Here is a 24,053-nt window from a genome sequence, read left to right as displayed (position 1 = left end):
AGCCCGTCGGGGCGACGACATCCCACTAAACTCGTTGGAAACAGAAAGAGGCGCCGAAGCGCCTCTTTCGAGATTCTGGGACCTTCCGTTGCCTTCCGGCAATTAGCCGACGTGCGGAGCGGTGGTCGTGTCGTGCTTGTCGTCGAACAGGATCTTGACCGCTTCGGTGGTGTTCTGGAGAACCGCCACGTCGTGCCAGGCACCGTTGGCGTTGACGCTGACCACGGTGTCGGCACCCGATACCGTCGTCTTGACGCTGGCAAGCGCCTCGGCTTCGGTTGCCTGGTGACCGAGCAGGCTGTCGAGAAGCTTCGACACATCAAGCGTGTCACCTTCGCCGGCCTTGTAGTCGGTGATCACGTCGGCGAGCTTGACGTCGCCAAGCGCATCGGCGTCGAGAACGAAGGTATCAGCCCCTGCCCCGCCCGTGAGCGTGAACATACCGCCGCTGCCAGCCAGCGCGTCGTCACCGTCGGTGCCGATCAGCGCGTGGACGCTGTCGGTGTCCGTGCTGCCGCCAAGCGTCGTGTCGAAGGCAACCTCGACGAAGTGGCCGGTAGAGCCGTCCGTCAGGGTGTAGCTGCCGTCCGCCAGGACCGACTGGCCGTTGATCGAAGTATCGGTCGCATGCGCATCCAGCGAAATGCTGGCGATCGAATGATCCGCGAGGCTCGAAAGCTCGCCGGCGTCGGTGATGCCGTTGTGGTTCAGGTCCTGCCAGATGGTGAGCTTTGCAAAAGCCTCGTCATTGGCATCGATCTTGCCGTCGTGGTTGCTGTCGAGGGTCGCCAGCGCCGCCAGGCCATCGGCATAGGTGCCACCGGCAAAGTGCGGCGAGAAGATCTCGGTGCCGTTGTCGATCTTGCCGTTACCATCCACGTCGTAGGCCAGGATGCCATCCGTGCCTGCCGTCCATGCGATCTGGTCCTTGTGACCGTCGGCATTGATGTCGAACTGGACGCCGTGGTCGAGCGTGGTCAGTGCGATGCCGTTGTGGTCGAGGTCGAGGATGATCGGGTCGATGGCGGACGCGTAGGTGTTATTGGTCTTGACGGTATAATCCGACCCGCCGATATGCACCCGGACTGAATCCGTGCCCGAACCATTCGCGCCAGAGAGAGTGTAGGCCGTCGTGAACGGACCACCGGCAGTCTGGGCTACCTGGACCAGCAAATCAGAACCCAATTCGACGATCTTGACATAGTTCAGCACGTTCTTCCCGGCACCAAAGGATCCGACGAGGCTCTGCAGGTCGATCTTGTCACCGTTCGAATAGCTGTAGTCGGTGATCTTGTCCGCATTGCTGGAGTTCAGAGCTTCCGAACCCCATACGAACGTGTTCTTGCCAGAACCGCCGGTAAGCGTGTCGTTGCCAGCACCACCGCTCAGCGTATCGTCGCCGGCGCCGCCCAGGAGAGTGTTGGCGCCCGTATCACCGGTCAGCTTGTCGTTACCAGAGCCGCCAGTGACGTTCTCGATGCCGTTGATATACGAGAAGCCGGTTGCCGAGTTGGTTGCAAGATTGACGACGACGCCCTGAGTCGTTCCCGAATAGGAAAGCAGATCCGTGCCGCCCTGGAGGTTGGCAGTGATCGTCTCGACATTCGTCACCGTGCTGCCGTTGAACTGCGTCAGAACATCGCCGGAAACCACGACATTCAGGGTTTCCGGGCTGCTGGTGCCGATAATCGCCACCGTATCGCTGCCGGTACCGCCGTCAATAATGTCTGCGCCGTCGCCGATAGTATAGTTGAATGTGTCGTTGCCCGCACCGCCGAGCAAGACGTCGTTGCCGGTGCCGCCGACGATCGTGTCGTTTCCGTCACCGCCATCGATGAAATCGTTCCCGGATCCACCGAGCAGGATGTCGTTACCACCCATACCGTAGATGGCATCGTCGCCGGATCCGCCGTCGATCGTATTCGAACCACCGTTATCGATGACGACATCGTGTCCTGCTCCAGCGTACACCGTATCATTGATGTTGCTTGTGATCAGGATCAGGTCGCCGTCGCTGTTGTAGAAGTTGGCGTAGGCTAGCGAATTGTCGTTGTTGAGACCACCATTATTGGTGATCTCGAAGGTACGGCCGTAGTATTCGATTGCACTGAAAGCGACATAGGTCGACTGAACGGTGCCGAGGCTATCCGTTACGGTGACGCGGTAGATATAGAGGCCGGAATCACCGTCCGGATCCAGGAACCATCCTTCGTAGGGATTTCCCTTGGCCGTATTATTGCTGAACGTCAGCCAGTCATCGGAGTTGGTCGAGTAGACCTTCGATACCGCGTAGGATGCGCTGCCGGTGACATTGAACAGAGTAGAGAGATCGAAATTGATCTTGTACGGAGAGTCATCGTCGTCGGTGAACGCGTACCTGCCGGCAGAATTCGTGCTCTCGTTGACCGTCGCTGGCACCGCATCATTGGCACCGTTGATGGTGAAGCTGACGTCCTTCGTCGTGCCGTCCGCGGAGGTAATGCGGAAGGTTTCGACGCGCTGTTCACCAGAGTTCAGATATTGAACCGAAGCATTCGATACCGAGTAGGTGTAGGTACCGTCCGCGGCGAGCGTCAGCGTGCCGAGGTTCGTCGTGACGTTCGAGACCGTGGTCTTGAAGCTCGACTGATCGTGGTCGGCATCGCTGACCGAGATCGAACCGGTTGCCTTCAGGTAACCGCTTGCAGGGTTGACATCTTCCGTTACCGACGAGACCGACGGCGTGCCGATCACGGCCGCATCCGCAGCACCGTTGACCGTGAAGCTGACGTCCTTCGTCGTGCCATCCGCGGAAGTGATGCGGAAGGTCTCGACGCGCTGCTCGTTGGCATCGAGGTACTGAACAGCACTGTTCAAGACCTGGTAGGTATAGCTGCCGTCCGCGGCGAGCACCAGCGTGCCGAGGTTGCTCGTGACGTTCGAGACGGTCGTCTTGAAGCTCGACTGATCATGGTCGGCGTCGCTGACCGAGATCGAACCGGTTGCCTTCAGGTAACCGCTTGCAGGGTTGACATCTTCCGTTACCGACGAGACCGACGGCGTGCCGATCACGGCCGCATCCGCAGCACCGTTGACGGTGAAGCTGACGTCCTTCGTCGTGCCATCCGCGGAAGTGATGCGGAAGGTCTCGACGCGCTTTTCGCCGGCATCGAGGTACTGAACAGCACTGTTCAACACCTGGTAGGTGTAGCTGCCGTCCGAGGCCAGCACCAGCGTGCCGAGGTTGCTCGTGACGTTCGAGACAGCCGTCTTGAAGCTCGACTGATCATGGTCGGCGTCGCTGACCGAGATCGAACCGGTTGCCTTCAGGTAACCGCTTGCAGGGTTGACATCTTCCGTTACCGACGAGACCGACGGCGTGCCGATCACGGCCGCATCCGCAGCACCGTTGACCGTGAAGCTGACGTCCTTCGTCGTGCCATCCGCGGAAGTGATGCGGAAGGTCTCGACGCGCTTTTCGCCGGCATCGAGGTACTGAACAGCACTGTTCAACACCTGGTAGGTGTAGCTGCCGTCCGAGGCCAGCACCAGCGTGCCGAGGTTGCTCGTGACGTTCGAGACAGCCGTCTTGAAGCTCGACTGATCATGGTCGGCGTCGCTGACCGAGATCGAACCGGTTGCCTTCAGGTAACCGCTTGCAGGGTTGACATCTTCCGTTACCGACGAGACCGACGGCGTGCCGATCACGGCCGCATCCGCAGCACCGTTGACGGTGAAGCTGACGTCCTTCGTCGTGCCATCCGCGGAAGTGATGCGGAAGGTCTCGACGCGCTGCTCGCCGGCATCGAGGTACTGAACAGCACTGTTCAACACCTGGTAGGTGTAGCTGCCGTCCGAGGCCAGCACCAGCGTGCCGAGGTTGCTCGTGACGTTCGAGACAGCCGTCTTGAAGCTCGACTGATCATGGTCGGCGTCGCTGACCGAGATCGAACCGGTTGCCTTCAGGTAACCGCTTGCAGGGTTGACATCTTCCGTTACCGACGAGACCGACGGCGTGCCGATCACGGCCGCATCCGCAGCACCGTTGACGGTGAAGCTGACGTCCTTCGTCGTGCCATCCGCGGAAGTGATGCGGAAGGTCTCGACGCGCTGCTCGCCGGCATCGAGGTACTGAACAGCACTGTTCAACACCTGGTAGGTGTAGCTGCCGTCCGAGGCCAGCACCAGCGTGCCGAGGTTGCTCGTGACGTTCGAGACAGCCGTCTTGAAGCTCGACTGATCATGGTCGGCATCGCTGACCGAGATCGAACCGGTTGCCTTCAGGTAACCGCTTGCAGGGTTGACATCTTCCGTCACCGACGAAACCGACGGCGTGCCGATCACGGCCGCATCATTCGCGCCGACGATCGTGATCTTGACCGTCTGGTAGCCGGTGGCAACGCCGTTCTGGTCGACGATGGCGACCTGGTAGGTCTGCACGATGGTTTCGCCGGCGGCGAGGAAGTCGACGTCCTTGTCGGCGACGCTGAAGTTCAGCTGCGCCTGGCGGCCGCTGCCATCTGCATTGCCGACGGCGTCGAGGATCTGCGAGACGGCGGAGCCCAGGAACTTGCCGTTCGCTGCCGTCGTCGAGACTTCGGTGACCTCCAGCGTGTGCGTGTCATGGATATCGCCATCGCCGAAGACGATCGTCTGATCGGCGTGCAGCAGGGTCGACGAACCCGTCTGGCCAGCGATTTCCTTCACTGAGCCGGCCGCATCGACCGACTGGATGTAAGGCGTGTCGTTGGTGCCGATGATGGTGAAGCTGACTTCCTTCGTCGTACCATCATAGGACTTGATGATGAAGGTTTCGACCTTCGTCTCTTCATCGCCGAGATACTGAACCGCGCTCGCCGAGACCGAGTAGGTGTACTCACCGTTCGAGCTCAGGGTCAGCGTTCCAAGCGTGACGCCCTTGCTGGTCACTCCTGTCTGGAACGAAGACTGATCGTGATCGACGTCGGAGACGCTGATCGTGCCCGAGACACTCAGATGACCATCCTTGACCTTATAGTCTTCGATGACCTCGGTCTTCGTCGGCTCGCCGATAACGGCCGCGTCGTTGGTGCCGGAGATCGTGACCTGGATCACCTGCGTTGCCGTGCCGTCAGCGGACTTGACCGTGATCTCATCCTTCACCTGGTCGGTGCCGTTGAGGCTCTGGATCGCGTTGCTGGCGTTGTCGAGCTTGTAAGTCCAGGCGCCGGTCGCCGTATCCAGGGTGAACGTGCCGTACTTGCCGGCAAGGCTGGAGGGGGTCTGCAGGTGCGCATCATCGGCGTCGCGGTCATTGACCGTCAGGGTGCCGCCGGTGGAAAGCGTTGTGTCTTCCTTGACGCTGCCCTGGGCATTGCCGGAAATGCTCGCGGTGTCGTTTACACCGTTCAGCGTGACTTCGAACACCTTGCTGTCGGTTGCACCCGACTTGTCGGTGACGGTCAGCGTGAAGCTTTCCTTGTCGGCAGCCTTCAGGCCTTCGATGGCAGCGTCGTTCGGCACGTAGACGTAGGCGCCGGTGCTGCTGTTCAGGTAGAACGTACCGTAGGTGCCAGCCTTGGCGATGTTGTAACCGTTCACCGCATTCGAAGAAGCCCCGCCGGTGACACCGTAGGTGGCCGTCTCGCTGGCGTCCCGATCGGTCGAAGTCAGATTGCCTGTTACGGACTTGAACGTGTCGTCGTTCGACGTGTCGTTATAGACGGCGCTCGTCACGGTCGCCGAGAGTTCCGGCTTGTCGTTGGCGCCGTGGATCGCGACGGTGAAGCTCTGCGTGTCGGAGGCGTTGGAGCCGTCGGTGACCTTGATCTGGAAGCTTTCGCTCGTTTCGGTCTTGGTCTTCTCGATGGCGCTGTCGTCAGGCTGGTAGATGTAGGCGCCCGACTTGCTGTCGAGATACAGCGTACCGTACTTACCGTCGATCTTGACGTCGTACTTGATGCCGCCGGTCTGGTAGTTCGTCGAGGATCCGCCGATGATGCTGTACTTGGCGGTGTCGCCGGTATCACGATCGGTTGAAACGAGCGTGCCCTTGACCGACTGGAAGGTGTCGTTGGCCGCCGTATCGGTGAACGAGATGCCGACCGGCGTCAGTTCCGGCTTGTCGTTGGCCGCGTCGATCTTGACGGTGAAGTCCGTGCTGTCGGTTGCACCCGAACCGTCGGTTACGGTCAGCGTGAATTTTTCCTGCGTGTCCGTCTTGCGGCCTTCAATCGCCGCATCGTTCGGAACGTAGGTGTAAGCACCCGTCTTGCTGTTGATATAGAGCGTGCCATAGCTGCCGGTCTTGGCAACGTCGAAGCCTGCGCGGGCGTCGGAGGCAACGCCACCGTTGACGCCATAGGTGGCGGTATCGCCAGCGTCACGGTCGGTCGAGGTCAGCTTGCCACTTGCTGTCGAGAAGCTGTCATCGCCAGAGGTATCGTTGTACGTCACGCTCGACAGCGATGCCGAAATCTCTGGCCTGTCGTTGGTGCCTTCGACGCTGATCGTCAGCACTTCCTTGGCGGAGGCACCCGACTCGTCGGTGACCGTCAGGTCGAAGGTTTCCGAAGCCAGGGACTTCAGAGCCTCGATGGCACCGTCCTTCGGGACGTAAATATAGTCGCCGGTGAAGCTGTTCAGATAGAGGGTGCCGTAGGTGCCAGCCTTGGCAACGTCGTATCCCCAGACATTGGATGCCGTGCCACCGGTGACCCCGTAAGTCGGGTGATCGAAGGCGTCGCGATCGCTGGAGTAGAGCGTGCCGGCGCGTGCGAAGAAGATGTCGTCGCCTGCCGTGTCCGTGTAGGTGACCTTGGTAAGGGTCGCGTAGAGTTCCGGCGTATCGTTGGCGCCGTGAATATCGACGGTGAAGGTCGCAGTGTCGGTGGCGTTGGAGCCGTCGGTGACCCTGATCGTGAAGCTTTCCGACGTGTCGGTCTTGCGGCCTTCGATCGCGCTGTCGTCAGGCTGGTAGAGGTAGGCGCCCGACTTGCTGTCGAGATAGAGCGTGCCGTACTTGCCGTCGATCTTGACGTCGTATTTGATGCCGCCCGCCTGGTAGTTCGTCGACCATCCGCCGGCTATGCTGTACTTGGCGCTGTCGCCGGTGTCGCGGTCGGTCGAAACGAGGGTGCCCTTGACGGACTGGAAGCTGTCGTTGGCAGCCGTGTCGGTGAGGGACAGCTTGACCGGCGAAAGCTCCGGCTTGTCGTTGGCGGCATCGATGTTAACGACGAAGTTCGTGCTGGTGGTTGCGCCCGAACCATCGGTTACGGTCAGCGCGAAGCTTTCCTGCGTGTCCGACTTGCGGCCTTCGATCGCCGTATCGTTCGGAACATAGGTGTAGGCGCCCGTCGTGCTGTTGACGTAGAGCGTGCCGTAGCTGCCGGTCTTGGCAACGTCGAAGCCTTCGCGGGCGTTGGAGGCAACCCCACCATTGACGCCGTAGGTCGCGGTGTCGCCAGCGTCACGGTCGGTCGAGGAGAGTTTTCCGGTCGCGGCCGAGAAAGTGTCATCGGCAGAGGTGTCGTGATAGGTCACGCCTGGCAGCGATGCCGAGATCTCGGGCTTGTCGTTCGCACCGAGAAGGTTGACCGTCAGCGTTTCGCTGTCGGTGGCGCCCGTGCCGTCCTTGACTGTTACGTCGAAGGTTTCAGAAGTATGCGACTTCAGGCCCTCGATGGCGCCATCATTCGGAACGTAGCTGTAAGCACCGGTCGCGCTGTTCAGGTAGAGCGTGCCGTAGGTGCCGACCTTGGCGGTGTTGTAAGCGCCGTTGATGAAGCTGCCGGTGGTGACGCCGTCGCCGCTGATGCCGTAGGTGGCGGTGTCGCCCTTGTCTGCATCGACGGTCGTCAGCTGGCCGTTGACCGTCTGGAACTTGTCGTCTCCGGCGGTGTCGGTGTAGGTCCAGCTCGCGGTCGAAGCCGAGAGATGCGGCGCGTCGTTGACGCCGGTGACCGTGACCGTGATGGTCTGCGTCGCCGTGCCGTCAGCCGAGACGACCGTCAGCTTTTCATCAAAGGTCTGGCCCTGGCGGAGTTCCTGCGCCTTGGCATTGTCCAGCGCGTAGGTCCACTCGCCCGTCGCCGTGTTGAAGGCGAAGGTGCCATAGGTGCCGCTAAGCGATGCAGGCGTCTGGAAATGGGCTTCGCCGTGGTCGACGTCGACGACCTTGAGCGTGCTGCCGGTCGTGAGGTCGAGGGCGTCTTCCGTGACGGCGCCTGTGGCCGTTCCGGAGATCGTTGCGGCATCGTTCTCACCTGTGACGGTGACCTGGTAGACGCCGGTCTTGCTGTCGCCGTCCGAGTCGGTGACGGTGAAGGGGATGGTGATGGTGGCGATCTCGCCGGCGTTGAGCGACTGGACGTAGCTCGGGTCGATGACGATGTGGCCGTCCACGTAGGAGTAGGCCTTTTCCGGCAGCGCCAGCGCGATGCCGCCAGCCGAAGCCACGGTGGCCGCACCCAGCGTCACCGCCCCCTTGCCGTCGGCGCCGAAGGAGAACTGCTTGCCGTCGGCAAGCTCGAAGGAGAAGGCGTTGGAGTCTTCGCCGATCGCCGCCTTGAAGACCGGAACGTTTGCGCTTTCGGTCAGGCTGATGTTGGCAAGGTAGCTGCCGGTGTAGTCGGACGTTCCGACTTCCTTGAAGGTCAGCTGGTTGCTGCCGTTTGCGGATGCGACCAAGCCTTCAATCTTGACCAGCGTCATCGCGGAAGGCTGGTCGAACGTGCCGACGAGTTCGCCGTTCCAATAGACCAGCAGCTTGGAGGAAGCCGGGTCCGGAGAACCGACTTCGAAGCTCAATGTCAGCGTTTCGTTGGCCTTCAGGCCGACAATGTCCTGCGAGATCGTGGTATTGCCGGGCGAAGAGCCCATGTCGACCATCGGCGCACCGTTGGAAGTGTGCATGCCGAGATAGCCATCGCTGACGCGCTCGAGCTGCACGCTGCCCGTACCGTCGACCTTCCAGCCGATGCCACCGGTTGCCGAGCCGGCGTAGCCGCCGTTGTCCCAGCCCTGCGGCTGCCAGCCGTCATCCTTGAAATTGCCGTTGGCGAGCAGGTTCACCGCCTGCGCGACACCGTCGATCGTCGGCTTGTCGTCGATGATGTCGATCTGGAGCGTGCCATCGTTCCAAGCGGTCTTGTCGCCGTCGCCATCCGTTACGATGAAATCAAACACGAGGCGCAGCTTGTCGCTGTCGGAGGCGTGGTCGATGGACGAAAACTGCGTGTACTTGTAGTCACCCGATTGCTGATCGACCGTCAGCGTGAAGACGAGCGTATCACCCGCATGTGCTGTTACGGTGATCTCACCATTCACAATCGTGGTTTCGTAGGTCAGTGCGACGCCATGCGACTTCAGAGCCGGAAAATCCTCGCCGGGAGTGTCCTGATGCTCAATCGCTGTGCGGAACGTCAAGTCACTAACCTGACCGCCATCCGCGCCCGTTGTGAAGGTTAGCCGTCCAGTCGCAGACTGCTCAGCGAACGCGCCATCCGCACTATGCTCGGTAACGGTGCCCGTGCCGGAATAATCGGCGGTCGGAACGTCGTCCTTGACGGTGACGGTGAAGTCGACCGGTACGGTGTCGCCGTCGGCATCCTTGGCGGTCGCCGTGAAGTGGAGGCCGAGCTGTTCGTCCGTCGAGATGGTTTCGGCGAGCGGCTGGATTTCGCCTTCGCCGCCTTCAGACCCCTTGGTCTGCGGATGATCGATGCTCTGCAGCAGTTCGAAGGTGTAGGAACCGTTCGGGGCAGCCGGGTTGAGCGTTGCGACGAAGACGTCGACGCGATCTTCGCCGTTGGCCGAGCCGGTGTAGCCGGTCAGCGTGTGGCCGTCGACGGAAATCTCGTAGTGGATGGCGAGGCCGTGCGAGGTCAGACCCTCAGGTGCCGTCTGCTTGTCGAAGGTGAGGTCGCGGCCGGTGCCGTTGTCAGCGCCCCACTGGACGCCAAGCGATCCCTGGGTCGTGAGATGGCCTTCGCCCGACAGATTGCTCTCGCTGATGCTGCTGCTGGCATCGTTTTCGGTGTTGACGGTCGGAGCGTCGTCGCGAACGTCGATCGAGCCGATGCCGGTGACGCTATCGCCATTCTTGTCGGTGACGGTGTAGCTGAACTGCAGACGCAGCACGTCGTCGGCGCCCGCTTCGCCCTTGTCGGGATGATCGATCGGAGCGAACTGGCTGAACGTGTACGCACCGGTCTCAATATTGGTGACGGTCAGGGTGAAGACCGTGTGGCCATCGACGGTGCCGGTGATCGTCATGCCGTCGACCGTGATGACGACAGGCTTGCCGTCGGAGGTCAGGTCGGCGTGCGTGCCGTTCTGCGTGCCTTCCTGCATGTTCAGGGAGTCGGAGAAGCCGATGGAAGAGATAACGCCGGCATCGGTGCCCGGGTTGAAACCGAACTGGCCATTGACGACCTGCGGCTGGAAACCACCTTCGTTGCCGGCAATTTCGGTAACGGTCAGGAGGCCGCTGGTGGTGATGACGGGCACGCCGTTGCGTTCGTCAGGCGTGTTTTCCGGGCTGACATCAGGCTGCTGCGTATCGGCGAGCAGGCTTGCGAGCTGCGTCGGGTCGTTGGCGTCGGGCTGCAGCGAGTCCTGGAACTCGGCGCCGGAGCTCGAGGGCGAGGAGCTTGCGGAGTAGGACCCGTCCGGGCCTGCCGCGACGTTGATGTTGCTCTCTTCGAGAGCGGCGATCACGGCCTGCTGCGGGAGCTGAACTTCACCGATCAGGAAGGTCGGGACGTGGAGCGCGCCGTTGACGATGACGATCTCGGTGCCATCGGCCTGGACCAGCACCAGGTTGCTGCCCTCGACGCGGATGTCGTCGATCGAGGCGCCTGCCGGCAGATGCGCGATGTTGTTCTGATCCGGAACGACCTCGTTGGCGGCGGGAGCTGCGGACGCGCTCTCCTGAGCCGGCACCCGGTCGGTCTTTGCCTGATCTGCCGGCTGGCTACCCTCGGCCTGCGCCACCTCTACGCCCTGCGGGGCGGAGGCCTGAAACGCTGCGTCTGCATGAATATCGGAAATGAAGTCGTGCGAAGCCTGTTCGCCGTCAACTGCTGCAATGCGCGGATCTTCGATAGACATTACAAAAATACCCCAATGAGAAACTGGGGCCAATCAATTACGCCGGCCGCGCAAAAGCAATATGTCTGCAACTCCGCTGATATAGCCGGTTATGCATCCACCCAAAAATGTTTAGGGACGGTTAACCTTGATGGCAACCAAAGTGCCACTAAAAGCACTAAAATTCTAATAAAATTAGAGGAATACGGGTTTTTCCGGTTGACCGGACATGCCTTGAGAGCCAGCGATTCGGGGCGTTTCTCACACCGATTCCGGTGCCTGTTCACAGCGTTCTACAGCGATACAAAAAGGCTGCCGCAGTCGCCCGCGGCAGCCTTGTCGTTAACTTTCAAATCGGCCGGATCAGCCTATCTCGCGGGCGCCACCAGGCAGAAAAACGCGCCCTGCGGATCCATCGCCTGGACGATCCAGCTGCCGCCGGGACTTCCATCGGACCATTCAGCACCTGACCGCCGCCGGCCTTGACCCTGGCGATGGCGGAATCGATCCCCGCCACGTTGAAATAATAGGCCCAGGCCGGCATCGGCACGGTCGGCGGCTTGGTCATCATGCCGCCAACCGGCGTGCCGTGCTCGGCGAAGATGCGGTATGTCCCCATCTCGCCCATGTCGAAGTCATGATCCTTCGTCCAGCCGAAAAGCTTCGAATAGAATGCGAAAGCCTCCTCGCCGTTGCCGGCGTAGAGTTCATGCCAGCCGACGTGGCCGGGCGCGTTGGCGGGAGCTTCCGGAGGAGGATTGTCCATCGGAAACGGCGTCATGATGCAGATCACCGCCCCGTGCGGGTCGGCGACGACGGCAAAACGACCGACGCTCGGGATATCCTCCGGCGGCCTGCGGATGGAGCCGCCATTGGCCGCGAAATCCTTCGCGGACTGATCGACATCATCGACCGCGACATATCCCGTCCAGTTCGGCGGGATGCCCTTGCCTTCCAGCTCGGCGGGAAAGTCCATCAGCCCGGCGACACCCGCGCCGCTTGCTTCGAAGATCGTGTAAGGCGGCAAGCCCTCCACGTTCATGCTGCTCGTCGTCCAGCCGACAACGTCGCAGTAGAATTTCGTCGCCGCCTTCATGTCCGGCGTCATCAGTTCGCACCAGATAAACTTGCCATGCGTGGCAGACATTGCGCTTCTCCCTTTTTCGCGCTCAGGCATTGATGTTGACGAATGTGTTCACGCAGGTCGCGAGACCGCCGAATGGCGTCTCGTACGTTGCCGTAATTGGCCGCCAGTCGTGTTGCGACCGTCGCGCCGTCTCAGTGGCAGCAGGATTTTGCTGTCTCCGGCGCGTACTCGTCGTGACGTTTGACGAAGCTCATGGTCGAATCCTCGTTGCGGCCCTTCGGGGCACGGTCAAGGATCATCAGCGTTCCGACCATCTCTTCCAGTCCACGGGCGTAACTAGAGTAGGTGTGAAAAATGTCACCGGCGTCGTTCTTGTAGAAGGCGCTGACACCCGGGAGTTCGTCGTGGGCATTGGCCGGAGGAATGGCTTCGAAATTGTAGGTGACGGTCTCGCTCGCCAGATCCTCCGGCGTGAAGGAGACGTGATAGTCAAAGTTGAAATCGGAACCGAACGAGGAAGCCCATGGGAATTTCCAATCCATGCGCTTCTTGTAGGCTTCGATGCGGGGAAGCTCGGCCCGCGACACGGCAACCCAGGTGACGTCGTGATTGTTGAGATGCGCGAGCGTGCCGTCGACGTGATCGGACAGGAAGGAGCAGCCCGGGCAGCCCGCCTGCCATTCAGGTCCGAGCATGAAATGATAGACCAGAAGCTGACTGCGGCCATCGAAGAGATCGGAGAGGCTTTTCCTGCCATCCGGCGTGTCGAACATGTAGTCTTTATCGACCCTCACCCACGGCATGGCCATGCGCGCGGCATTGACCTTGTCGCGCAAATGCGTTGCCTCCTTCTCCTGAAGCAGCAGTGCGCGGCGGGCTTCCAACCATTCTTCACGGGAAACGACTTGGTTCTGCATCACGAGCGCCCTCCTCCGGCGCGACCGATAGCTTGAGGCCTATTCTCCTTGTTTCTTGACTATTTATATTGATATCAATACAAACTACTCATGTCAAACTCGCCCGAGATTCCCTACTCGACAACGTTGCTGGTGCGCGACACCTGCCTTTGCCTGCATGTCCAGCGCGCAGCCCGCGCACTCGCCCGGCTTTTCGATGACGCCCTTCGCCCGATCGGGCTGACCAACGGGCAGTTCTCCTTGATGATGTCGCTGAACCGACCCGAACCGCCGCCGATGGGACCGGTCGCAAATCTCTTAGCCATGGACCAGACGACGCTGACGGCTGCGCTGAAGCCGCTGGAGCGCAAAGGATGGGTGCTTGTCACCGCCAACCCCAGGGATCGCCGGCGCAAGCTGCTGACCCTGACGCCCGAGGGACGCGCGGTGCTTGCAGCCGCCCTGCCCATCTGGGTGAGCACGCATGCGCGCCTTGAGGCAAAGCTGCCCGAGGGCGATGCCGGGCGGCTGCGGCGGGATCTCGTCACCCTCGCCTGAGGCGACGATCGAAGCTTACCCGGTCGCAATGCGCGGATCGGCCGCGAAATCTTCACGGGCGAAACCGATCCGGGATCTTGGAAACTCGCAGAGCGCCTGAACGCCGCTTGCCGAAAGCCGGATGCGCCAGGTCTGACGCTCCACCGGTTCGCGGGCGGCAAAGCCCGTTGCCGTCAGCAGCGCGAGATTGCGGCCGTGGCGGGGATCGCGGACGGATTCATAGAGGATTGCCTGGCAACCCGCCTCGCGGGCCGCATCCGCAAGGGACTGACAGGCCTCATAGTGTTGCAGGTCCATCCAGGCGGCGCGGTCCCGATCGAGCGGCGACTTGGTGAGATCGATGACCGCAGGCGCGGAAATCTCGGCGGCGAAGGCGGTATATTCGGCTGCGTTGGCCGGAAGTGGCGTTGCCGGCGAATCCGCAAAGAACAGCAGCCGGTAAAACGCCATCTCGGCCAGCGCCGTCTCGACGGCTTCGGACGCATAGAAGACGCCTGGCGTGCGCCCTGCCCGGCGGAAGCGCGAGCCGTGCGGATAGATCGCACCATATCGGAACGGGGTGGCGAGCAGATAATCGAGGCCGACGCATTCAGGCGGCAGCGCCGGCTTGCTCTCCTCCAGCAATCCTTCGAGCAGCGCCTGCTCATCCAAGGTATCGACGATCTTCAGGGTGGATATCTGATGCTGCGCTTCGACCAGACGCCAGAAGCGACCGGATAGAGCGCCCGCCTCAGACGAGAGCGCGGCGGGCGTCCAGATAGGCAAGGACATCGGTCAATCCTGCAATGCTGACGATCTTTTCGACGGGTGCAGCGCCAAACGCGGCATTGGCGTTACGCAGCCATTGCCGCGCCACGGCTTCATCACCGCCGACGATGGCATCGAGCGAGCGGAAAATACGGACGAGCAGGATGGCGAGCTCAAAGGCCTTCGAGCCACGCTCAAGCAGATAATCCTGCCGCTTCATTCGCGAAATGCTGGCTTCCGAAATGCCGAGGACGGCCGAAAGCGTGCGCGAACTGATGCCGAGGCGATCGGCGGCGTTGATCACTGCCTTGGTGATAACGGCGGCTTCGACGGTTCGGGCGCCGGAAACCGGATTTACTGCAGTCATGGCCATATCCTTTCTCTGGAAAGAATATAGCAACTTTATTTCATATGAAAAGAGCGCCGCGGATGCGACGCTCTTTTGAAACTTCGGCTGGAATGCTCAGGCGACCGTGACCGGAACTTCGGTCGAGGTGCGCATGGCGTGGCTGTACGGGCAAACGATGTGCGCGGCGGCGGCAAGCTTTTCAGCCGTCGGCTTGTCGAGGCCGGGGATATGGACGGTCAATGCGACCTCGATGCCGAAGCCGGCACCATCTTCGCGCGGGCCGATGCCGACAGTGGCGCTGACCGTGGTGTCTTCCGGAATCTTGACCTTTTCCTTGCCGGCGACAAATTTCAAGGCACCCAGGAAGCAGGCGGAATAGCCGGCAGCAAAGAGCTGTTCAGGGTTGGTGCCCGTTGCGCCATCGCCTCCGAGCTCCTTCGGAACCGTCAGCGTAACGTCGAGAACACCGTTTTCAGAAACGGCGCGACCTGCGCGGCCGCCGGTGGCAGAAGCTTTCGTCGTGTAGAGGATAGGCATGTCAGTCTCCTTTGCGTTGGGGTTGGATTTTGTATAATGCGCAATTAAATTGTACGCAAGTGAATTTTGCAAATTGCATTTCGAATTCGAAAAGGGGACAATCGGACCCCAGGGAAAGGCGGCAATGAAAGCGCAGATGACAAAGACGATGGAAATTCCGGAAGAAGAAAAAAGGCTGGCAAACCAGCTCTGCTTCGCGGTCTATTCAACGGCGCACGCATTCACGCGCGCCTACAAGCCGATCCTCGACCGGGTCGGCCTCACCTACCCCCAGTACCTTGTGATGCTGGCGCTTTGGGAAAAGACGGAACAGCCGGTCAAGGCGATCGGTGAACAGCTCGATCTCGATTCCGGCACGCTATCGCCGCTTCTCAAGCGTCTGGAGCAGAACGGACTGATTACGCGCGCCCGGGATGCACGCGACGAACGCCAGGTGATCGTGTCCCTGACCCCGAAGGGGCAATCGATGCGAAACGAGGTCAACGCGATCATGACGGCGATCGGAGAGGCTTCCGGCTGCACGCTCGAGGAAATGAAAACGATCCGCGAACTGCTCAAAGGTTTGCGGTCCAACCTGACGAGCGCACTCTAGCGCCCTGGCATTTCAACCCGAAATCCGGGCCGAACCACATGAGGCCGGCCCGGAAGACGACCGGAGAGCCGGTCGTCTTGTTCTTACGTCACTGCAGGACGAGGATCGGCGCCTTGTTGGGCACGCGATCGTAGAGGTCGATGATATCCTGGTTGAGCAGGCGGACGCAGCCTGACGACACGGCCTTGCCGATCGAACGCCAATCCGGATTACCGTGGAGACGGTAAAGCGTGTCTTCTCCATTCGAGAAGATGTAGAGCGCGCGTGCACCGAGCGGGTTCTTCAGGCCCGGATCCATGCCGCCGTTATCGATCGAATACTTGGCAAGCTCGGGCTGGCGGGCAACCATCTCATTCGGTGGCTTCCAGCGCGGCCATCTCTGACGCCACTGGATGACGCCATTGCCCTGCCAGGCGAAGCCTTCGCGGCCGATGCCGACGCCATAACGCATCGCCGTGCCGCCGGGCTGCACGAGATAGAGGAAGCGCGACGGGGTATCGACGACGATCGTGCCGGCGGGCTGCCCCGTCGGATCGATCACCTGCTGCCGATAGAAGCGCGGGTCGATCTGCTGGTAGGGGACGGCCGGGATAAGGAAGCCGCCGTCCTCGATCGGTCCGTACATGACGGCCAGTTCGGCGTCTGTCGGCGCCGGCGTCGTCTGGAAGGCACGGATCGGGTTGGGAAAAGCGATCGGCTGGCCGACCGGGGGACCGCCGGCCGTGGATGCGCATCCCGTCAATGCCGAAGCCGCGGTCATCGCCGAAAGGGAGAGAAAGCTGCGGCGGGAGAAAGTTTTTTCGAAGCTCATAACGCGGGTCTGTTTTCCTTTAGCGCGAGAAAGGCGGGCGCCCGTCTCTGGAGGGTTATTCAACGCCGGTGACGCTTCAAGAAAACTATCCCGTTATGCTGAATAAACCATAGCCTCACGAACTCGTGTCCGCAGTCAGGCAGGCGTTATCGCCCGCCTGTTGCGCTGCTACATCACAACGATCTCCGCCTTTGCCGGCACACGATCGTAGAGGTCGACGACATCCTGGTTGAGCATGCGTACGCAACCGGACGAGGTCGCCTTGCCGACGGATTGCCAATCCGGCGTTCCGTGGATGCGGTAGAGCGTGTCCTGACCGTTCTTGAAGATATACATCGCGCGCGCACCGAGCGGATTTCCAAGGCCCGGGTTCATACCGCCATTCTCTGCCGAGAAGGCCCGCACATCCGGCTGGCGCGAGACCATTTCATCGGGCGGCGTCCAGCGCGGCCACTTCTGCTTCCATTGAATGACGCCACGGCCGGACCAGGCGTAGCCTTCGCGTCCGAGTCCGACGCCATAGCGCATGGCCTTGCCCCCCGGCTCGACGAAATAGAGATGCTTGGTCTTCGTATCGACGATGATCGTGCCCGGCTTCTCGTTGGTCGGATAATCGACCTCCTGCCGCAGATATTGCGGATCGACACGGCTGACCGGAATGGCGGGCAAGGTAAAGTCGTTGTCCCTGACCTGACCATAGAGCGCCGCGCTGACCGGATTGGCCATCGGCAGACCGTAGGTGCGGGTCTGCGTCGCGCCGGGGATGCCGTAAGACTGATTGTAGATCGTCGCCGGAACGCCGGGTCTCACTGGAACCGGCACATCGATCGGCCTGACGCGATCGGGATCGACGCCCGCCGGATGATAGAAAACGGGATAGGTTTCCTGGACGAAGCGGGCGGGATCGGTCGCGCCGGTATCCGGAACGAAAATATTGCAGCCGCTCAGCGACATCAGCGCGACCGCGAGGCCGGCAAAGCACGACACTCGGCTGACTACATTCATAAAACCACCCTCATCGATGAAGCGACACGTATAGCTGTCGCAATGATGGCAGGCGCGGCTGGCGCGAAGCTGGCGTTAAGCCGATACGCCTTGGAAGAAATGGATGCTCTGCGCAATCTCCGCCGGCAGCGCGGAGGTATGGTTGCCGGTCACCGTCGCCGTCTCGATGCGCACGCCGGCGGCGCGGGCGCGACTGGCGAGCAGGCCTGCCCTGTCGTTGAAGTGCGACTCATCCGTGCCATGAACGACGCGCACCGGGCATTTGAAGCTCTGCGCATAGCAAAGCGCCGTGCGCACCTCGAATTCGTGCGCGTTGCGATCATCGAACCGGATATCCTGCGGATAGCGATTGAAGAACCGGAAGGCGTCGGGGTTGCCGGAAATGGGCGCGGCGGCGCGAAACTTGTGGCTGCTCATCGAAGCCAGCATCGTTAGCGTGCCGCCGATGCTGTGGCCGGCGATGAACAGGCGGTTCTGATCGACGCCCGGAAGATGGGCGAGCCGGTCGGCGGCCGACAGCACATCGTCAACCTCGTCGTAAAAGCCCGAGAAATTGCCCATCTGGCCATTCTCGCCTCTCAGCGCCGGCATCATCACGACGAAGCCGGCATCGACGTAGGGATCCATCAGGTTCCAATGGCCGAGCCCCATCGCGTTGCCGCCGTGCAGGAAAAGGACCGCCGGCTTCGGCTTGCGGTCGCGCTTGTACTGGGAAACCCAGGCAACCAGTTCCAGCTCGCCGCCATAGCCCGAGCGATAGAATATCCTGTCGGCATTCGACGGTGCATCGAGCGACTCGTATCGGTCCGGCGCCGGGCCTTTTTTCAGGAGGTTGGTTTTGAAATGGCCGCGCACCCTTGCATAGTCCCGGCTGATCAGGCGCGGTTCGGCGGGAACGTCAAAGGCATGGCCGATGCCGGGGAGAACGAGTGCACCGGCGATACCTGCCAGCAGGGCACGGCGTTGGCGAAGAAAGCGATTGTCGTCGTTCGTTGTCATGTCAATGCGTCCATCGTTCCCCCGTCACGTCGAAAATTGCACTGCCTGATGTCATCGCCAACACACATTCTGTTGAGGATTGTTGGACTGCGTCATTTTGCGTCAGGCAAAAACCCTTATTCCGCCTTCGCGTCGATCATCGCCACGAGAGTCTGCAGGCGATCGGCCTCATAGGAGGGCTTTTCCGGACGCAATCTGGCGATCCGGGGAAAGCGCATGGCGACGCCCGACTTGTGGCGATTCGAGCGATTTATGCCCTCGAAGGCCACTTCCACGACGAAGCCGAAGTCCTTGTCGGCACGCACGGCACGCACCGGCCCGAAACGCTCGGTGGTGTTGTTGCGCACGAACTTGTCGAGGACCTCGAGTTCGGCGTCGGTGAAGCCGAAATAGGCCTTGCCGACGGGAACCAGTGTCTCGCCGTCAGGCGTCTCGGCCCATACGCCGAAGGTGAAATCGGAATAGTAGCTGGACCGCTTGCCATGGCCGCGCTGCGCGTACATCAGCACGGCGTCGACATTGTACGGGTCGCGCTTCCACTTGAACCACGGCCCCTTCATGCGGCCGGCTTGGTAGACGCTGTCGCGCCGCTTGATCATGACGCCCTCGATAACAGGATCGGGCGGCGATGACCGCAGCCGGTCCAGTTCATCCCAAGAGGAGAAGGCGACCAGCGACGACAGATCGAAGCGATCATGCGGCGCCAGCTCGACAATCTCGGAAAGCCGCTCGCGCCGGTCGATGTAGGTGCGGGCGCGGATGTCCTCCTCGCCGTCGAAGAGGAGATCGTAGGCGCGGATGAATGCCGGATATTCTTCCAGCATCTTCGCCGTCACCGTCTTCCGGTTCAGGCGCTGCTGCAGGTCGGAGAAGGTGCGTGTCGGATTGTTCGAACGCGCGGTGCCGCCGACGAGCAGTTCACCATCCATGACCCCATCGAAGCTGATGGAATCGACGATATCGGGGAAGGCCTGCGAGATATCATCTCCGGACCGGGAGTAGATCTTTCGGGTTTCACCCGAGCGTGACAACTGCACGCGGATGCCGTCCCATTTCCATTCCGCCGCGTAGTCGGCGGGGTCGAGCGTCTTCAGATCCCCCTCCTCGACCGGATTGGCAAGCATGACGGAGTGGAAGATGGCCGGCGTTGCAAGAACCGGCTTGCCCGCCCTGCCCTCCAGCCAGGCAAACAGACTCTCATAGGGTGGCTCGAGACCGTGCCACAGGGTTTCGATTTCGCCGACATCGGTTGTCCCGAGATCGGCGAGCGCCTGCTTCGCCAGCCGGGCGGAAACGCCGATGCGGAGCGCGCCGGTCGCGAGCTTGATGAAGGCGAACCGGCCGGAGGCGTCGAGGCGATCGAGCAGTTCGCGGACGAAGCCGCGCACTTCGGTACGCCCGAGCGAGTTCATCCGCACGACCACCTCGCCGAGCGGCGGCTGAGCCAGCGAGGAGCGCTCGATGTCCTTCTCGTTGTCCCACACAAGGGAGATGGTCTCGGCGAGATCGCCGACATAGTCGTAGGAGTAACGGAACAGCACCTCGTCCATCCGCTCCAGCACCAGTTCCCGCAACATCGCCGGCTTGACGTTGCGGACATCAAGCGTTCCGGCAATCGCGGCAAGGCCATATCCGCGGTCGGGATCGGGGGTGTTGCGAAAGTAGTCGGTAAGCAGTTTCAGCTTGCCATTTCGGCTTGGGGTGGTGACGAGGCGATCGAGAAGGTCGGAGAATGCTTTCATGAGCGACGGCCTTGTTGTTCCAAGAACCCCTCCCCAACCCCTCCCCACAAGGGGGAGGGGCTTGATCTGTTGCACCGTTCTCGCCCCATGCGAGTCGAACGTCGAGCCGGGGTTAGTCCTCCCCCTTGTGGGGAGGGGTTGGGGAGGGGTTTTCACGCGCCGCCATCACTCCGCCTCATCCTCATATCCCACCAGATGCAGCGGCTTGGCCTTTACTCCACGCAGTTCGCACCAGCGGACAAGCGCCTCCTCGCGACCGTGCGTGACCCAGACCTCGTCCGGCGCAAGGTCGGTGATCGTCTCCGTCAATTCGGGCCAGTCGCAATGGTCGGAAATGACAAGCGGCAGTTCGATGCCCTGCTGCTTGGCGCGCTGGCGGATCATCATCCAGCCCGAGGCGAAGGCCGGCAGCGGCTCGTTGAAACGTCGCGCCCAGCGATCGGCGAAGGCCGATGAGGGCCCGACGACGATCGCGCCCTTGAAATCCGCCTTTTCGCTGGTCTCGACGGTGGCGGGCCGCAGCTCCCCAAGGTCGATGCCCTGGCTGACATAGTATGCGCAGAGCCTTTCCATGGCGCCGTGAATGTAGATCGGCGCGTCATAGCCCGTGTCCCGCAGCAGCCGGATTACCCTTTGCGCCTTGCCGAGCGCATAGGCGCCGATGAGATGGGTGCGCTCCGGGAAACGGCGCAGAGACGCATAGAGTTTCGCCATTTCGCCCGCAGGATCGGGATGGTGGAAGACCGGCAGGCCAAAGGTCGCTTCGGTAATGAAGACATCGCAGGGGACCGGAACATAGGCCGCGCAGGTCGGGTCGGCACGCCGCTTGTAGTCGCCGGAGACGACGATCCGCGTGCCCGCCTTCTCGATGGCGATCTGCGCCGATCCGAGTACATGGCCGGCCGGGTGAAAACTCACCCTGACACCATCGACCATCACCTCTTCACCGAAACCGACCGCCTGCTCGCTTTCGCAGAAGCCTTCGCCGTAGCGTATGCGCATGATGTCGAGCGTCTGGCGCGTCGCCATCACCGCCCGATGGCCGGCACGTGCGTGGTCGGAATGACCGTGCGTGATGAGAGCACGGGCGACCGGCCGTACCGGATCGACATGAAACTGTCCCTCGGGGCAATAGAGTCCATCAGGCGTGGGATAAAGCAGGGCATCTGGTCGCATGACCAGAAAGATAGCGGCAAATATCGTTCGGGCCAGTCTCTATCGCACCGAGGCTTAAAGTCGCTCTTCTACTTCTGCAGGAAAGCCGGAATCTGATCGGCCGTCAGCGGCCTGGAGAAACGATAGCCTTGCGCCTCCTCGCATTTGGCGAAACGCAGGAAATCGAGCTGTGCGTCGGTTTCCACGCCTTCGGCAACGACCGTCAGCTTGAGGGTCTGCGCGAGCGATATGACGGCAAGGCCGATCGCCACGGCGGTCTTGTCTCCCGGCAGCGCCTCGATCAAGGAGCGGTCCATCTTGAGCCGGTCGAAGGGGAAGGTCTTCAGCGATGCGAGGCTCGAATAACCGCTGCCGAAATCATCGATGGAGAAGCGTATGCCGAGGGGACGCAGGGCGTTCATGGTCTCCAGCGCCCGCTCGGCGTCCTGCATGAGCACGCTTTCGGTCAATTCCAGCTCGATCCAGCGGGGTGCGAGATCGAAGCGCTCCGTCGCTTCGGCGACATGACGCGCGAAATCCGGATCGGTGAACTGTTTGGCGGAGACATTGACCGCTACCCGCAGCGGCTGAAGCCCCATGTCCTGCCATTTGCGCGCCTGCCGGCAGGCTTCGTTCAGCACCCATAGACCGAGGGGAATGATCAGGCCGCTGTCCTCGGCCATCGGAATGAACTCGTTCGGGGCACCAGACCGCGCGACGGATGGTTCCAGCGCACCAGCGCCTCCACGCCCGTCACCTGCTGCGTCATCACATCGACCTGCGGCTGATAATGCAGCACGAGCTGATCGGTGACGATCGCCTGCCGCAGCTCCTCCTGCTCGCTTATAGGCATCTTGATTTCAGCGTCGCAGACGCCGTGATGGTGCTGCAGCGTGTTGCGGCCAAGCTGCTTTGCCCGGTACATGGCCCGGTCGGCGTTTGCCAGCAGCTCTTCCGCGGTCGCACCATCGCTCGGGAAGGACGCGACGCCAATGCTGCAGGTAACGCTGACCTGCTGGTTCTGGATCTGGATCGGCTTCAGCAGGACCTTCTGCAAATCTCGAAGCCTGCGCATGATGCCGGCATCGTGGCTCGATTGATGGACGAGCACGACCAGAAACTCGTCGCCGCCAAGCCGCACGACCATATCGGAAGCGCGCACGCCGTTTGCCATGCGCGAGGCGACTTCCTTCAGGACGTCGTCACCGGCCGCGTGGCCGAGGCCGTCATTGATCTCCTTGAAATTGTCGAGGTCGAGATAGGCGACTGTGACCTTCCGACCGCTGCTGCGCGCATGGTAAAGGGTCTTGGCCATCCGTTCCTTGAAGAAGGCGCGATTGGGCAGGCCCGTCAGATCGTCGTGATGTGCCATGAAATGGATGCGTTCATCGCCGCGCTTGCGCTCGATGGCAATGCCGGCAATGTGGGTTGCCAGCGCAACCAGCTCGATCTCGCGCGGTGTCGGACGCCGCACCTGATTGGAATAAAGCGCGAATGTGCCAAGCACATTGTTCTGCGCCGTCAGGATCGGCGTCGACCAGCAGGAGCGAAAGCCGAACTGCGCCACCACGCCGCGAAAATCCGTCCACAAAGGATCGACAGTTACGTCCTCGACAATGACTGGCTCGCTCGTCCACGCCGCCGTGCCGCAGGAACCGACGCTCGGGCCGATGATCACGCCATCGATCATCCGGCTGTAGGCTCCCGGCAGGTTCGGCGCGGCGCCGTGGTAGAGACGCCGGCCTTCGCGGTCGAGCATCAGGATCGAGCCGGAGATGCCGTCGAGTTCGGCCTCGATCAACAGCACCAGGGCTTCCAGGACGCTCTCCAGCGGCTCGTTGCGAGCGATCATCTCCAGCAGGTGCGCCTGTCCGCGGCGGAGATCCTCCTGCCGCTTGCGCTCCGTCAGGTCGCGGGAGATACCAATCAAGCCGACCACTGCTCCGCGCTCGTTGCGTAATGGAAGCTTTGAAGTCAACCGCCAAATCGCGCGACCGCCGACCGGGGACGGGACATTTTCCTCGATGTCGAGACGGGCTTCGCCGCTCGCCATGATCTCTTGTTCCATTTCGAAGTAGCTGCGCGCAGTCTCGAAATCGAAAAAATCGAAGTCGAAGTCGCGCTTGCCGGCAAGATGGACGCCGTCCTCGAACCCGAAGCTGCGCGCGACCGTGGCATTCGCGAAAACGAAGCGGCTGTCCCTGTCCTTGACGTAGAAAAAATCCGGCAGCTCGTGGATGATCGCCTTCAGCTGGAGACTTTCGATACCATCAGGCGTGTTGCGCGCCGACGCCGCAAGCAGTGCTTCCGTCGCCGCAATGATCCGCCTGGTTTCGGCACCTCCGGCATCGATGTCGCGCCGGCTGGCAAATGCTTCATTCATGATGTCTCTCCGAAACGACCGCCGCCGCGGCCGTGTCAGCCTGGGGCACAGCTGAACTGCAGCAAAATATATGCCCGATTTCCTTCGCCGCGCTTAAATGGAAAGGTGAACGAGAAAACAATATTTCCGCGTCGATTCTA

General features: G+C 61.4%; 12 protein-coding genes and 2 pseudogenes. 2 read left to right on the top strand and 12 right to left on the bottom strand.

Annotation, left to right across the window (positions count from 1 at the left end; translation table 11 throughout):
• Positions 1–102: 102 nt before the first annotated feature.
• The 3 genes and pseudogenes from FZ934_RS02510 to FZ934_RS02500 all read right to left on the bottom strand — a co-directional run bounded on the left by FZ934_RS02510 (position 103) and on the right by FZ934_RS02500 (position 13,056).
• Positions 103–11,073, bottom strand: coding sequence for a VCBS domain-containing protein (locus FZ934_RS02510; RefSeq protein ID WP_153269777.1), 10,971 nt, complete (start codon positions 11,071–11,073; stop codon positions 103–105).
• 347 nt (positions 11,074–11,420) lie between these two features.
• Positions 11,421–12,199: pseudogene (locus tag FZ934_RS02505) on the bottom strand (VOC family protein).
• Between the two features lie 131 nt (positions 12,200–12,330).
• Positions 12,331–13,056 (bottom strand): DUF899 domain-containing protein, encoded by a 726-nt coding sequence (locus tag FZ934_RS02500; protein ID WP_153272339.1) that lies wholly within the window; start codon positions 13,054–13,056, stop codon positions 12,331–12,333.
• A 90-nt stretch (positions 13,057–13,146) separates the two neighbouring features.
• Here FZ934_RS02500 and FZ934_RS02495 point away from each other — a divergent pair, with 90 nt between their 5' ends.
• On the top strand, positions 13,147–13,593 hold the full coding sequence (locus FZ934_RS02495; protein WP_153269776.1) for a MarR family winged helix-turn-helix transcriptional regulator: 447 nt from the start codon (positions 13,147–13,149) through the stop codon (positions 13,591–13,593).
• A 15-nt stretch (positions 13,594–13,608) separates the two neighbouring features.
• Here the strand turns inward: FZ934_RS02495 and FZ934_RS02490 are convergent, their stop codons facing one another.
• The 3 genes from FZ934_RS02490 to FZ934_RS02480 all read right to left on the bottom strand — a co-directional run bounded on the left by FZ934_RS02490 (position 13,609) and on the right by FZ934_RS02480 (position 15,226).
• Positions 13,609–14,364 carry an RES family NAD+ phosphorylase gene (locus tag FZ934_RS02490; RefSeq protein WP_153269775.1) on the bottom strand — a complete coding sequence of 252 codons (756 nt, stop codon included), beginning with the start codon at positions 14,362–14,364 and terminating at the stop codon, positions 13,609–13,611.
• Positions 14,324–14,707, bottom strand: a complete 384-nt coding sequence (locus FZ934_RS02485) for an MbcA/ParS/Xre antitoxin family protein (protein ID WP_153269774.1) — start codon at positions 14,705–14,707, stop codon at positions 14,324–14,326. The genes FZ934_RS02490 and FZ934_RS02485 overlap by 41 nt, the downstream gene beginning before the upstream one ends.
• 96 nt (positions 14,708–14,803) lie before the next feature.
• Positions 14,804–15,226, bottom strand: coding sequence for an organic hydroperoxide resistance protein (locus tag FZ934_RS02480; protein WP_153269773.1), 423 nt, complete (start codon positions 15,224–15,226; stop codon positions 14,804–14,806).
• 124 nt (positions 15,227–15,350) lie between these two features.
• On the opposite strand from FZ934_RS02480, the gene FZ934_RS02475 reads away from it, so the two are divergent.
• The gene (locus FZ934_RS02475; protein ID WP_153269772.1) at positions 15,351–15,818 is read left to right on the top strand and encodes a MarR family winged helix-turn-helix transcriptional regulator; all 468 of its coding nucleotides are present in this window, start codon (positions 15,351–15,353) and stop codon (positions 15,816–15,818) included.
• Between the two features lie 88 nt (positions 15,819–15,906).
• Here the strand turns inward: FZ934_RS02475 and FZ934_RS02470 are convergent, their stop codons facing one another.
• The 6 genes and pseudogenes from FZ934_RS02470 to FZ934_RS02445 form a co-directional block, all read right to left on the bottom strand.
• Positions 15,907–16,629, bottom strand: coding sequence for a L,D-transpeptidase (locus FZ934_RS02470; RefSeq protein ID WP_056825056.1), 723 nt, complete (start codon positions 16,627–16,629; stop codon positions 15,907–15,909).
• 168 nt (positions 16,630–16,797) lie between these two features.
• Positions 16,798–17,634, bottom strand: a complete 837-nt coding sequence (locus FZ934_RS02465; protein ID WP_153269771.1) for a L,D-transpeptidase — start codon at positions 17,632–17,634, stop codon at positions 16,798–16,800.
• A gap of 75 nt (positions 17,635–17,709) precedes the next feature.
• The gene (locus tag FZ934_RS02460; protein ID WP_153269770.1) at positions 17,710–18,633 is read right to left on the bottom strand and encodes an alpha/beta hydrolase family protein; all 924 of its coding nucleotides are present in this window, start codon (positions 18,631–18,633) and stop codon (positions 17,710–17,712) included.
• A 116-nt stretch (positions 18,634–18,749) separates the two neighbouring features.
• Positions 18,750–20,375 carry a cisplatin damage response ATP-dependent DNA ligase gene (locus FZ934_RS02455; RefSeq protein ID WP_153269769.1) on the bottom strand — a complete coding sequence of 542 codons (1,626 nt, stop codon included), beginning with the start codon at positions 20,373–20,375 and terminating at the stop codon, positions 18,750–18,752.
• 165 nt (positions 20,376–20,540) lie between these two features.
• Entirely contained in the window at positions 20,541–21,551 is a 1,011-nt protein-coding gene (locus FZ934_RS02450) for a ligase-associated DNA damage response exonuclease (protein ID WP_153269768.1), read from the bottom strand.
• A 68-nt stretch (positions 21,552–21,619) separates the two neighbouring features.
• A pseudogene (locus FZ934_RS02445) lies at positions 21,620–23,913 on the bottom strand (EAL domain-containing protein).
• Positions 23,914–24,053 lie beyond the last annotated feature (140 nt).

It is taken from the genome of Rhizobium grahamii, assembly GCF_009498215.1.
In the GTDB taxonomy this organism is placed as follows: Bacteria; Pseudomonadota; Alphaproteobacteria; order Rhizobiales; family Rhizobiaceae; genus Rhizobium; species Rhizobium grahamii_A.
The sequence above is the reverse complement of the archived record's forward strand: the minus strand, read 5'-3'. Positions and strand labels throughout refer to the sequence as shown.